9 protein-coding genes are annotated in these 12,826 nt (G+C 71.2%); 4 read left to right on the plus strand and 5 right to left on the minus strand.

What is annotated here, in order from left to right:
* Positions 1-119: 119 nt before the first annotated feature.
* Positions 120-2,753: an SseB family protein gene (locus ODJ79_RS10460; protein WP_263023152.1), complete on the plus strand. Its 2,634-nt coding sequence runs from the start codon at positions 120-122 to the stop codon at positions 2,751-2,753.
* Positions 2,750-3,115, plus strand: a complete 366-nt coding sequence (locus tag ODJ79_RS10465) for a hypothetical protein (RefSeq protein ID WP_263023153.1) — start codon at positions 2,750-2,752, stop codon at positions 3,113-3,115. The genes ODJ79_RS10460 and ODJ79_RS10465 overlap by 4 nt, the downstream gene beginning before the upstream one ends.
* A gap of 75 nt (positions 3,116-3,190) precedes the next feature.
* On the opposite strand, the gene ODJ79_RS10470 is transcribed toward ODJ79_RS10465, so the two are convergent.
* The 4 genes from ODJ79_RS10470 to acs form a co-directional block, all read right to left on the minus strand.
* Entirely contained in the window at positions 3,191-4,105 is a 915-nt protein-coding gene (locus ODJ79_RS10470; protein ID WP_263023154.1) for an alpha/beta fold hydrolase, read from the minus strand.
* A gap of 88 nt (positions 4,106-4,193) precedes the next feature.
* A complete protein-coding gene (locus ODJ79_RS10475; protein ID WP_263023155.1) occupies positions 4,194-4,640 on the minus strand; it encodes a hypothetical protein in 447 nt (148 codons plus the stop codon).
* Positions 4,641-4,760: 120 nt separating this feature from the next.
* Positions 4,761-7,088 (minus strand): immune inhibitor A, encoded by a 2,328-nt coding sequence (locus ODJ79_RS10480; RefSeq protein ID WP_263023252.1) that lies wholly within the window; start codon positions 7,086-7,088, stop codon positions 4,761-4,763.
* Between the two features lie 222 nt (positions 7,089-7,310).
* Positions 7,311-9,296 carry an acetate--CoA ligase gene (gene acs, locus ODJ79_RS10485; protein ID WP_263023156.1) on the minus strand — a complete coding sequence of 662 codons (1,986 nt, stop codon included), beginning with the start codon at positions 9,294-9,296 and terminating at the stop codon, positions 7,311-7,313.
* Positions 9,297-9,503: 207 nt separating this feature from the next.
* Here acs and ODJ79_RS10490 point away from each other — a divergent pair, with 207 nt between their 5' ends.
* Together ODJ79_RS10490 and ODJ79_RS10495 are read left to right on the plus strand one after the other, a co-directional pair.
* Entirely contained in the window at positions 9,504-10,244 is a 741-nt protein-coding gene (locus ODJ79_RS10490) for an oxidoreductase (protein WP_263023253.1), read from the plus strand.
* 59 nt (positions 10,245-10,303) lie between these two features.
* Positions 10,304-10,780: a PH domain-containing protein gene (locus ODJ79_RS10495; RefSeq protein WP_263023157.1), complete on the plus strand. Its 477-nt coding sequence runs from the start codon at positions 10,304-10,306 to the stop codon at positions 10,778-10,780.
* A 1,108-nt stretch (positions 10,781-11,888) separates the two neighbouring features.
* Here the strand turns inward: ODJ79_RS10495 and ODJ79_RS10500 are convergent.
* A complete protein-coding gene (locus tag ODJ79_RS10500) occupies positions 11,889-12,695 on the minus strand; it encodes an HAD family hydrolase (protein WP_263023158.1) in 807 nt (268 codons plus the stop codon).
* Positions 12,696-12,826: the final 131 nt, after the last annotated feature.

Below are 12,826 nucleotides of genomic sequence, written 5' to 3' on the forward strand. Positions count from 1 at the left end.
ACCTGGGTCGCCCAGGACATGACTTGTCGGTCTGCCCAAGCCGCCCATTGTCATCGCCGCCTTACCTTGTAGGTTGTACGCGTTGAGATGGCCTCGTCGCTGGGTGGGGAGAGGTGGACGTGTCCGAGTGGGAACCGGCTACGGACGCCGAGGTCGCGATGCGGGATGCGTTGCGCACGGACGACCAGGAATCGTACTTCCGCATTCTCTCCGGTGTTGACCTGCTCTTGCCGGTGTCGGCCGATGCCCTGCAGGGGCTCGCGCCGCTCGGCTGGGGCACGTGGAGCACCGGGGGGCGCACCCACGTCCTGGCCTTCACGTCCACGGCGGCGTTGCAGGCATGCCTGGCCGACTACACCGGCTCGGCGCGCCGCGTGCCGTACGCGGAGTTGGCCAACACCTGGCCCAACCTCGAGTGGTGGCTGGCGGTCAACCCCGGCCTGCCGATCGAGGGCTATCTGCCGGCCTGGTTCGTCGCCCAGCTCTCCCGCGGCGATCTGCGGCTGCCCACCCGCGGCCCCGGCCGCGACAAGACGGCCACCCCCGGTCGCATTCAGGATCTGCACTCCGCAGCCGTCGCCGCCAACGAGGCCGCCGTCCAGCAGGAAGCGTCCGCCCAGCGGCCGGTGAGCGGGCCCCCGCCGGGCTCGGGTCAGCCTCAGCCGATGAGCGCGCCTCCGCCGAACGCACTCCCGCCGAGCGCGCCGCCGGCCGGCTACCCGCAGCACCCGATGGCGGTCCCCGCCGCGGCCGCCGCTGGCTATCCGCAGCCGATCAGCGCGCCGCCGGTGGGCGCGCCCTCGCCCGCGGCGCTCTCGTCGCCGATGGCCGGCCCGCCCGGGTATGCCCAGGCCGCCGCCGCAACCCGCATGCCGCAGTTCCCGGCCGCCGACGAGAAGCCCGAGGCGGCACAGCCCCTGGGCGCCCGCCCGCAAGCAGCCCAGACCGGCGTCCAAACCCCGCCGGCCGCGGCGCCCGCCGCCGCGCCGGCCGAGAAGCCGCAGATCGGCCCCGGCGGCCTGCCCATCCGGTCCCCGGGCGGCGTGCTGCCCAGCGGCCTGCCGTCCCGTGCGCCGGCGTCCGGGCCCGCCTCCGCCGAGCCCGCTTCCGCGCCGGCGCCTGTGCCGTCCGCGTACCGGCCGCCGACCGTGCCTCCGGGGTCGGCCCCCGGCGGCTGGTCCGGCGACGACCCGCGCGGCCCGCTGCAGGACCCGAATGGCCCGCTGCCGGTGCGCACCCCGATGGCGAACACTCCGCCGGTTCCCGAGCATCTCGCCGACCAGCCGGCCGTCGAGCCGCCGATGGACCCGCGCTGGAACGCGCCGGTGCCGTCCTCGGCCCGGCCCGAGCTGCCCCACAGCCCCGCCGGCCCGTCGGCCGACGACCCGGCTCGCGGCGGCTTCCCGCAGGGCCCGGGCTCGCCGCAGGCCGCCGCGGCCACACAGCGCTCGACGCCCCCGCCGGCACCCGGGTTCGGCACGCCGCCGCCGGCCGGGCCGGCGCCGGCACCCGGGTTCGGCACGCCGCTGCCGCGCCGGCAGGCCGCTTCGACGACCGAGCCGGCACCGATGACCTCGTTCCCGGCCTTCAAGACCCCGGCCGAGCGGGCCGCCACCGCCGCGGCGCAGGCCGCCTCGCCCCGCCCGGGCCTCGCCCCGCCGGTCATCCCCGGCGCACCCGGCAGCGACCGCCCGGCCCGGCTGGGCGCCCCGCAGCCGCCTCCGCTCGAGGTGCGCGGCGGTGCCGCGATGCCGCCGTCGCACCCGGTCGGCCCGCCGCCACCGCACCCGGCGGCCTCGACGCCCGCGGGCGAGCAGTTCGTCCCGGCCAACGAGGTCGAGAACGAGCTGTACCTAGCCGCCGAAGGCCACAACACCGACCAGTTCCTCTCCACGCTGCTGCTGGCCAACGTGCTGGTGCCGGTCGCGCACCACTCCCGCCCCGGCAGCGCTCCCGGCGAGTCCGGCTTCGCGTTCCGCACCGAGGAGATGGACGGCGAGACCTTCCTGGTCGTCTTCACCAGCAAGGATCGCCTGGCCGAGCACTACGCCGAGCCGACCCGTACGGTGAGCGTCCGGTTCTACGAGCTGATCCGGAACTGGCCCGACCCGGCCTGGTCGTTCGCGGTCAACCCGGGCGGACCGATCGGCGCCAAGTACCCCGGCCCGCAGGTCATCGCGCTGGCCAGTTGGGCCGCCGACGCCGGTCTCGGCGCCGACTCGGCCGAGCAGGACGAGCCGCGGGAGCCGGTGCCCGCGCCCGCCCCGGCCAACGACGACGCCCAGCACGCCACGGTGATGCAGAAGACCGTGCCGCCCGAGCACGTCGACTTCTACCTCGAGCGCGGCTACGACCGGGTGGCCGGTTTCGTGCACCGGGCCACCGAGGTGGAGCACCTGCGCACCCCGGCCGAGCTCTTTGCCGCGCTGGGCCTCACCTACGGCGCGGAGGCCAAGGAGGCGTACGTGCTGCGCTGGCCGGCCTACCGCCCCAGCCTGTACCGCATTCCCTACGGCGGGCAGAACGAGCAGGCGCTCAAGGCGATGGACGGCTGGGTGATCGAGCGGGCACCGTTCCGCGGCAACGGCTTCGCCCCGGGCGAGGGCCGCGACGTGATCGCCGAGTTCAAGGTGGACAGCGTCCGGCTGCCGCACGGTGCACAGTTGTGGCGGATCGACGCCGACGGCGCCGAGCACATGATCGCGATCTTCGACAACGATGTTCCGCAGTGGCGCCGGGTGGGTGAGCAGTGATTCGCGACGGCTACGTGGTGACCTGGCAGGGACACGAGTTCGAGGCGGTTCCCGACGGGGACGACGTGCGGATCTACACGACCCAGCCGGCCGACGGCTTCGAGGAGGTCAAGCCCGGCCGCTACGTGCGGGTGCTGACCCCCGAGGAGTACGACGAACTGGTCTACATCCGCACCGCGTGCACCTGGCGAGGCGCACCGTTCCTCGTGCTGGGCGAGGCGGACAACTGGCTACGGGTCGAGTACACCGGCGGCCGCGCCCCGGTCGCCCGCCAGCTGGGGCTCGAGGAGTTCGACTTCGGCGTCTACCAGGCGTGGGCCCCGGCGTACGAGGTCCGCGACCTGCACGAGCAGCGGATCTGACCGCGCACCGGAAGCACCGCGTCGAGCAGCGGCGCCAGCTCCTCGAGGGCGGGCGAGCCGTGTCGTCGTCCGCAGTTACGAGGTCTTGAGCCAGCGCAGCACCTCGCCGGTCACGAAGTCCGGCGCCTCCTGGTGCAGGAAGTGGCCGGCATCGGGCACAAGGCGCCACTCGTAGGGGGCGATGACGTACCGGCCGGAGCCCTGTGCCGTTCGCGGCAGGGTGGCGGTGTCGAGCGCCCCGTGCAGTTGCAGCGTCGGCGTGATCAGCGGGTGCTGCATCAGCTTGACGAACCGGTAGCCCTGCAAGCGAAGCGCGCTGCGCGCCACCCAGCGGTACGCCTCCAGCGCGCAGAAGGCCGCCTGCGGGATCTGCATCGCCTCCCGGCAGCGGGCCACGTAGTCGTCGAACTGCGGCGTCTTCGTCCACTGCGGGCCGGACCAGCGGGCCATGAACTCGCCGACCAGCGCCGCGTCGTCCCGGGTGAGCACGTGCTCGTAGCGCGGAACCTGGAAGCGCAGCACGTTCGACGAGGCGGCCAACTGGCCGCGCGGGTCGGCGAAGAGCGCGGCGCGCAGCCGGAGCGGGTGAGCGGCGCCCAGCACCACCAGGCGGCTGACCAGCTTGGGGTGGAAGGCGGCGGCGGCCCAGCCGATCATGCCGCCGGCACCGGCCCCGACAATCATCGCGGAGCGCTCGCCGAGTGCCCGGATCAGGCCGGTCACGTCGGCGGCCATCGTGTAGCCGTCGTAGCCGCGCGGCGGCTTGTCGCTGGCGCCGTAGCCCCGCAGGTCGATCGCGACGGCCCGGAAACCGGCGTCGGCCACCCGGGTCATGATGTCGTGCCAAGCCCACCAGAACTCGGGAAAGCCGTGCAGGAACAGCACGAGCGGGCCGGCGCCGGCCTCGACGACGTGGAACCGGCTGCCGTTCGCGCCGACGAAACGGTGCGTCCAGGGGCCCTCCACCAGGACACACGACTCGTCAACCATGCATCCAGCCTATGCGGTTCGATCGAACGGGACCGGGCCGCCGGTCATCTCCGGCTCGGCGGCGGTCAGCGTAGCGGCTCGGCGGCGGTCAGCGTAGCGGCTCGGCGGCGGTCACTTCGAGGAGCCGGCCGGGGCCGCAGTTGATGCGGATCTTGGCAGGCGTGCCCTTGATCCGGACTCGGGTGCCCTTGTCCAGCCGGATGCCGGCGGTGGAGTGCAGCGCATACGCGACGCCCTCGTCGGTGACCAGGCCGTAGCAGGGGCCGGTGCCGCCGGCCGTGATCGTGCCGACGATCCAGCCGGCGGTCTTGTCGTTGTCGGTGGGCTCGCTGGGTGGCCCGCTCGGGCGGCGGCTCGTGGGAAGCGACTCAGGCGTCCGCGAAGCGGAAGGCGAGGGTGACGTCACGTCGGCGGGGGACGAGGCCGTGGGGGCGGACACGACACCGTCAGCGGGGCTGACGTGTTGCGGGCCGCCACACCCCGCCACGAGGACGACCAGCATCGCGGCGAGGGCGGCCGGCGCGGCGTACCTCATGGTGGTTTTGTCCTTCCGAGCGAAGCGAGTCGTGCCGAGTATGACGCGGCGCGAGCCCCGCAGGTTCCGGAAACGACGGCGCCCGGGGAGTGAACTCCCCGGGCGCCGTGAAGGTGTGGGTCAGGAGACCGCGACCGTCATCGAGGTGCCGTTCTGGCTCAGCACTCCGATCTTGACACCGACCGCGGGCAGCTTGACGCCCTGGTTCGGCAGTTCGTCGTAGTAGTACTTGCTCTTGTCGTTGAACAGCGGGCTCGGGAACTGCGGCCACACCGGCGAGGCCTTGCCGTCGACGTGCAGCAGCATGCCGTCGGTCGGGTACAGGCTGAACGGAGCGTCGTACACCTGGATCCGGGACCGGAACGGAACGCCGTTGACGTTGTTGAACGGCTTCGGGTGGGAGTCGACGTAGAGGTTGCGGCCCGCACCCGGGTGCTCGTTGGTGTTGTTGTCGGCCTGCGAGGTGTCCCAGTACGAGATCAGCAGACCGGTCTGGTAGTTGTAATGCTCCACCCAGTCGGGCTTCGTGGAGACCCAGCCGAAGTTGTACGGGCCGGTCGCCAGGTACTTGTCGTACGACGTGTAGCTGCGGTTGCCGGCGATGTAGTAGCCCGGGAACTCGTTGGTGACGCTCGAGCCGACGATGGACCAGCCGTCGAGCGCCCACGTCGTGCTGCCCTCGGCCCCGTCGGCCAGCACCGTGGCGCCGTCCGCCGTGATCGTGAGCTCGTCACCGAAGAAGCCGCCCGCGGAGACGCCACCGTCGGTGATGTAGTGCAGCCGGAACTTGACCGCCTTACCGGCGAACGCGTTCAGCGGGATCGAGATGTCCGCCCAGGCCCCGGCCGAGCTGCCGGTCAGCGCCGGCACGTTGCTCGAGTCTACCGGCAGCGGGCTGCCGTTGACGGTGCCGTTCTGCGGCGCCCAGGTCGCCCCGCCGTCGGCGGAGACCTCGAAGTACAGGTAGTCGTAGTCCTGCTCGATGTTGTACCGGCCCTTGAGCGTGACGCTGCCGCTGGTCTTGCCGGTCAGGTCAACGTCGTGGGTCAGTGCGGTGTTCAGGCCGTCGGCGTTGCCCGAGAAGAACTGCTTCGTGCCGGCGAACGGCTGACCGAGGTCCGTCGTGACCGCCTTGTCGGGCAGCGTCACCACCACCGCCTGCGGCTTCTTGGTGTTGTACTCCTCGGGGCCGAGCTGGACGACCTTCTTCTCGCCGGCCTTGACCGAGGCGTAGTTGAGCCAGCCGAGCTGGAGCTTGTTCCAGGCGCCGAGGTCACCGGGGTGGGTGCCGATCGCCTGGTCACCGGCCGCGCCGAGGCGGCTCTGCGCCATCAGCGTCCAATACTCGTTGTTGTTGTCGCCCCCGCCGCTGGTGTCGTAGTCGTCCGGCAGGCCGAGGTCGTGGGTGTACTCGTGCACGAAGACGCTCAGGCCGCCGTTCTCGGGCTGGATGGTGTAGTCGCCGATCCAGACGCCGGTGTTGCCGACCTGCGTGCCGCCGAGCAGGTTGCCCGCCGGGCCCGTGGTGCCCTGACCGGTCGAGTACGCGTACCACCGGTGGCTCCAGATCGCGTCCTCGCCCTGCTGCGGGTCACCGTCGGCCTGGTCGCCGCCGGCGTGCACGATCTGGAAGTGGTCGATGTAGCCGTCCGGCTCGTTGAAGTTGCCGTCGCCGTCGTAGTCGTACCGGTCGTACTGGTCGAACGTCTTGAGGTCGGCGGTCACCTCGGCGAGGGTCTTGCCGGCCGCCAGCTGGTCGGCGACCCACTGGTTGGCGGCGTCCCGCACGAGCGCCCAGACGTTGGTGCAGACGTGGCTGCCGCAGACGTCCCGGCCGTAGCGGGCCTCGTTGTACTGCACCTTGACCCAGTCGGTGACCTCACCGTCGACGCTGTACCGACCGGACGACTGGGACTCGAAGTACTTCTTGACGGACTCGGTGTTCTTGCCGACCCCGAAGTACAGGTTCCGGTAGTAGTCGGCCGAGTAGTCCGACTGCCAGATCGTCGAGTTGTCCTTGGTGCGGTCCGGCGCCGGGATCGAGTTGTTGAGTGGTCCCTCGAACGTCGTCGGGCCGGGCGTGTTCGGGTCGGAGTCGACGTCCGGGTAGCTGGGGTGCCGGTCGTTGCCGAACTCGGCCAGGATCACGAAGATCCGGTCGGTGCGCTGGTTCGCCAGCTCGACGTACTGGTCCTTGCCTTTCCTGCCCGGCCCGCCCTTGGTGTGCCCGACCTTGACGACCTGGCTGCCGTTGCGAGTGACCGCCTTGGCCTTGCCGCTGACCACCTGCGACACGGCCTGCTCGCGCAGCGCGCGGCGCTTGTCCTCGAGTGGGCTGGGCAGATCGTCAACCTGGGTCTCGCCTCGGGAAACCGCCGAGGGGGCCGGGTCGACGGGTGGTGCCGCCTGGGCCACCGTCGGGAGCATGGCCCCGACGCTGGTGACCATTGCGGCGCCGAGCAGTCCTACGACTACCTTGCGCACCACGCTTTACCTCCGCTTATGCGACCGGGCGCTAGGGGTGCGGCCCGGCTGAAAAACGGCCCCGGGGTCCGGGGCTAAAGGTAAACGTATGTAAAAACAGCGATGCGCTGGGAAACTGATATGGACCAGTTACGTGCTATGGAACAACCATAACGTCGGGGGCCGGCGATGCCGGCCCCCGACCACCTAGTCTTCCGATTTCGCCGTCTTCATTCCGGACGAGATCAGATCCATCACCGCGGAGTCCTGCAGGGTGGTCACGTCGCCGAGCGAGCGGTGCTCGGCCACGTCCTTGAGCAGGCGCCGCATGATCTTGCCGGACCGGGTCTTCGGCAACTCGGGGACCAGCATGATCTGCCGCGGCTTGGCGATCGGGCCGAGCGTCTTGGCCACGTGGTTGCGCAGGTCGACGTTGAGCTGTTCGCCCTTGTCGCCGGACGTGTCCACATTGCCGCGCGGAATCACGAACGCCACGATCGCCTGGCCGGTGGTCGGGTCGGTCGCGCCCACCACCGCCGACTCGGCCACCGCCGGGTGCGAGACCAGCGCCGACTCCACCTCGGTGGTGGAGATGTTGTGACCGGAGATCAGCATGACGTCGTCGACCCGGCCGAGCAGCCAGATCGCGCCGTCCTCGTCCTTCTTCGCGCCGTCACCGGCGAAGTAGACCCACTTGTCGCCCTGCCCGGCGCCCGCGCCGAACCGCGACCAGTACGTGTCGATGAACCGCTTGTCGTCGCCCCAGATCGTGCGCAGCATCGACGGCCACGGGTCGCGCAGCACCAGGAAGCCGCCGCCGCCGTTCGGGACCGACTCGGCCATGTCGTCCACCACGTCGGCGGTGATGCCCGGCAGCGGGGTCATCGCCGAGCCCGGCTTGGCCACCGTCACGCCGGGCAGCGGCGAGATCATCACCGCGCCGGTCTCGGTCTGCCACCAGGTGTCGACCACCGGCGTACGGTCGCGGCCGATGTTCTTCCGGTACCAGATCCAGGCCTCCGGGTTGATCGGTTCGCCGACGCTGCCCAGGATGCGCAGCGACGACAGGTCGTAACCGGCCGGGATGTCGTCGCCCCACTTCATCATCGTGCGGATCAGGGTGGGCGCGGTGTACAGGATGGACACCCCGTACTTGTCGACGATCTGCCAGAAGCGGTCGCGTCCGGGGGTGTCCGGCGTGCCCTCGTACATGACCTGGGTGGCGCCGTTGGAGAGCGGGCCGTAGACGATGTACGAGTGGCCGGTCACCCAGCCGATGTCCGCCGTGCACCAGTAGACGTCGGTCTCCGGCTTGAGGTCGAAGACGGCGTTGTGGGTGAACGAGGTCTGCGTCAGGTAGCCGCCCGTGGTGTGCAGGATGCCCTTCGGCTTACCGGTCGTGCCCGAGGTGTAGAGGATGAACAGCGGGTGCTCGCTGTCGAACGGCTGCGCCTGGTGCTCCGGGCTGGCCTGCTCGACGGTCTCGTGCCACCAGTGGTCCTTCTCGCCCCAGGCGACCTCCTGCCCGGTGCGGCGGACCACCAGCACGTTCTCGATGCTCGGGCACTGCGCGACGGCCTCGTCGACGGTCGGCTTGAGCGCCGACGGCTTGCCCCGCCGGTAGCCGCCGTCCGCGGTGATCACCAGCTTCGCGTCGGCGTCCTTGATCCGGGTGGAGAGCGCGTCCACCGAGAAGCCGCCGAAGACCACGCTGTGCGTCGCGCCGATCCGGGCGCAGGCCAGCATCGCGACCGCGGCTTCCGGGATCATCGGCAGGTAGATGGCCACCCGGTCGCCGGCACCCACGCCCAGGGCGGTCAGCGTGTTGGCGGCCTGGCTGACGCTCTTGTGGAGATCCGCGTACGTGATCGTGCGGGTGTCGCCGGGCTCGCCCTCCCAGTGGATGGCGACCTTGTCGCCGCGGCCGGCCTCGACGTGCCGGTCGACGCAGTTGTACGCCACGTTCAGCTCGCCGCCGATGAACCACTTCGCGAACGGCGGGTTCGACCAGTCCAGAACCTGGTCCCACTTCTTCGCCCAGGAGAGGCGCTCGGCCTGTTCGGCCCAGTAGGCGAGGCGGTCGGCGGCGGCCACCTCGTAGGCGTCGGCCTTGACGTTGGCGTCCGCCGCGATCTGCTCCGGCGGCGGGAACTGACGTGTCTCCGATGACAGGTTCGCCAAAGTCTCGCTCATGAGGGCGGCTCCTCTTCGCTGCTCGCGCTGGGTTCTTCGTTGCACACTAGTTCCGCCGGTATGGCCCGGCGACAGTTGCCAGTCGGATCGCGCCCGATGGCGCGATGGGCGCGCTGGATGACCGGTTGCTGATTGGTACTGCGCGAATCTTGCCAGTTGCGAGCCGCTTTGCGCATCCCATGTTTCGTGATTCTCACCGGATACGGTGTGCTGGTGGATCCTCTCGCCCCGCTCCTCGAGCTTGCCGACGTCGCGCCCGCCCTGGCCGAGGCCCGCGACCATGTCGACGCCGCCATGCGGCACCGGGCGCTGCGCCGGCACGGCGGCCAGGTCGCGGCCGAGGCCGGCCTGCGCGCGGCGGTGGCCAGCGCCGCCCTCGAGGGCCATGCCTACGACGTCGAGGAGGTGCGCGGCGGCACCGTCACCGACCCGGTCGTGCAGGGCGCGCTCCGGGTCGCCGAGGGCCTGGGCGGGCTAGTCGACCTTTGGCCGCGCGCCCCGCGCCAGGTGCTCGCCAAGTTGCACATGCTCGCGGCCCGCGGCGTCGTCCCCGCCGACGACCTGGGCCGGCTCACCGGCGGCGCCGACCGCATCGACGCCCTCGCCGGCTTGGTCAGCAACGACCAGGGCACGTCGTCTCCGATACTTCTGGCCGCGATCGTCCACGCCGAGCTGCTCACCCTGCGCCCGTTCGCCGGCCCGTCCGGCGTCGTGGCCCGCGCCGCCGCCCGCCTCACCCTGATCAACCGCGGCCTCGACCCACGCGGCCTCATCGCGGTCGAGCTCGGCCACCTGGCCCGCGAGCCCGAATACGTCGGCTCGTCCGGTGCCTACGCCACCGGCACCCCCGACGGCGTCCGCTCCTGGCTCCGGCACTACACAAATGCGGTGACGGCGGCCGCCGACGAGCTGACCACCATCGGCGACGGGGTACTGGCCGCGGTCTGATCGGCCATTCTTTTATCGGCGCCGGTCTCGCTGAGGCGAACGCTGGGATACTCGCTGCTGTGGACGAAACCTGGACCCGTCCGTACCCGCCCGGCCCCGGCCGCTGGCTGGTCATCGCCTGGGAGGCCGCGGCGCTGGCCTTCCTGGCGTGGGTGACGGTCCGCCAGTTCGACCTCACCGGCCACGACGTCAAGCTGGTCGCCTGCTCGCTGGCCGCCATCTGGGTGATCGGCGCACACCGAATCCTCCGGATGGGCGCCTACGTGGGCGCCACCGGCCTGCGCATCCACGGCTTGTTGCGCTCCCGCACGATGTCCTGGCGCGAGGTCGCCCACGTCCGCCTGCACCGGGCCACCCAGCGCGTGGGCCCGTGGGAGATCGAGACCGGCATGACCGTCCTGATCGAACGCCGCGACGGCTCCCTGGTCAATACGGAGCTGTGGGCCAAGGGCATCGACTTCCACGCCCGGCCGTCCCTCTTCCGCGCCGTCTACCAGGAGCTGCGGGCGCGCCACCTGGCCTCCCAAAACCGATGAGCCAAAGGCCTTTCCCGTACGAGGCAGGCCCAGTCCCCGCCTGCCCAGCCCGGCTGAGTGCAACTCCGGCCCGTCGCGCGGCCGCCGGGCTGTCCCGGCGGGCCGGCATAGCCGACCGCTCCCGATCGGGACAGGCGCAAAGAGGAGCCGGGCGTCCGGCCTGGGCGCCAGAAGCGCTGAGCGTCCTGCTGGCGCGCGGGAGTGCTGGGGCGTCCTGCCGGCGGGCGGGAGTGCTGGGGCGTCCTGCTGGCGCGCGGGAGTGCTGGGCGTCCAGCGTGGGCGTCAGACGAGCCGGGCATCCCCATAGGGCCGCAAGGAAGAGCGGGCGTCCTGCTAGCGCGCAAAAAAGAGCCGGCGTCCCGCTAGGGGCGCCGGCTTTAGCGCGTCCGGACCGGGTTATCAAGCGTGCACCTGGGTCGTTGTCGACAGTCCTGAAGCCTCTCGGCTGAGGTCCCGCCGCAACGTGCCTGCCGTGGCTGATCGCGCGTGGGTTCCCGGTGGCCGTGCGCGAGCTTTGCTACTGGCCCCTCACACTCCCGGACGCTCCAAAGATCGGGTATCCCGACCCCCAGAAATCCCCGGTTTCTTTGGGCCCTCCGCAACATTGCTCGCCAGTTCTTTCTACGCCGCTCGCCCCTTGATCGCCAGGGCTTCAGGGCGGCAAACCTGGCGTTTCAGATTAGTCAGACCAAAGCCATTCGCCCAGCTCACTGGCCATGTGTTGACCATGCCGAGCACGCTAAGCATGGATAACCGCACGTTCCGCGCACGCCGCGAGCGACCCGGCGGCCGGGCGCGCGACGCCGATTCGGGGCCGCCGCCGGGCGAAAGGCCGGGCCGATCGGGGTGCCCATCGGGCGCGCAAGACCGGCCCGATCGCGGTGGCCGTCGGGCGCGCAAGACCGGCCCGATCGCGGTGGCCATCGGGCGCGCAAGGCCGGCCCGATCGGGGTGACCATCGGGCGCAAGACCGGGCCGATTTGGGCAGCTGTCGGCGATGCCGGCCCGCCGGGACAGCCCGGCGGCCGCGCGAGGGGCCGGAGTTGCACTCAGCCGGGCTGGAAAGGCGGGGACTGGGGCTCGCCTCGTACCGGAAAGTGCTTGGAATCTAGGAAGCCTCGATCTCGGCTCGCGAGCGGCGGTGGCGCGCGTAGATCGAGAGGGCGATGGCGGCGCCCACGCCGACGCCGAGGGCCGCGGCCACCGGGACCGCTGGGCCGCCGCGAAGGCGCTTGCCGAGCGGGATGGGGTTGCGGAACTCGAGGATCGGCCAGGCGTTTTCCAGCGCGGCCCGGCGGAGGGCTCGGTCGGGGTTGACGGCGCTGGGGCGGCCGACCGATTCCAGCAGCGGCAGATCGCTCGCCGAGTCGGAGTAGGCGTAGCAGTCGGCCAGGTCGTAGCCGCGCTGGTCGGCGAGCTCGCGGACGCCGACGACCTTGTTGGGCCCGGCGGCGTAGAACTCGATCTCGCCGCTGTACCGACCGTCGACGATGCTCATCCGGGTGGCGATCACGTCGGTGATGCCGAGCAGCGCGCCGATCGGGCGGACCATCTCCTCGCCGGACGCCGACACCAGGACCACGTCGCGGCCGGCCGCCCGATGCTCGCTGATCAGGGTGGCGGCCTCGGCGTAGACGTACGGGTTGATCAGCTCGTTCAGGGTCTCGGCGATGATCTGCTGGACCTGCTCGACGCGCCAGCCCTTGGTCAGCGTGGCCAGGTAGTCGCGGGTGCGGGCCATCGCCTGCTCGTCGCCGCCACCGCCGAGGCGAAACATCAGCTGTGCGTAAGCAGACTTGACCACGTCCCGTCGGCTGATCAGGCCGTCACGATAGAACGGCCGTCCGAAGGCCAGGGCGCTGGACTTGGCGATGACGGTCTTGTCGAGGTCGAAAAACGCGGCGCTGCGGCCCACGGGCCGAAAGTGTAGCCGCAACTGGGCGACGGCCGCCGTCCCCGGCGCGCCGAAGGGGTGGCAGTGACTGGCTGTGAAAACCGTCAGACGGGAAGCACCTTCGCACCGTGCCACAATCGGTACTCGACGCG

It is taken from the genome of Actinoplanes sp. KI2, from assembly GCF_025630775.1.
Classification (GTDB): Bacteria; Actinomycetota; Actinomycetes; order Mycobacteriales; family Micromonosporaceae; genus Actinoplanes.

Excerpts from the sequence above, each read along its gene's own strand:
- acs (WP_263023156.1), bottom strand. The coding sequence starts at position 9,296 with ATGAGCGAGACTTTGGCGAACCTGTCATCGGAGACACGTCAGTTCCCG.
- ODJ79_RS10480 (WP_263023252.1), bottom strand. The coding sequence starts at position 7,088 with ATGGTCACCAGCGTCGGGGCCATGCTCCCGACGGTGGCCCAGGCGGCA.
- ODJ79_RS10470 (WP_263023154.1), bottom strand. The coding sequence starts at position 4,105 with ATGGTTGACGAGTCGTGTGTCCTGGTGGAGGGCCCCTGGACGCACCGT.
- ODJ79_RS10475 (WP_263023155.1), bottom strand. The coding sequence starts at position 4,640 with ATGAGGTACGCCGCGCCGGCCGCCCTCGCCGCGATGCTGGTCGTCCTC.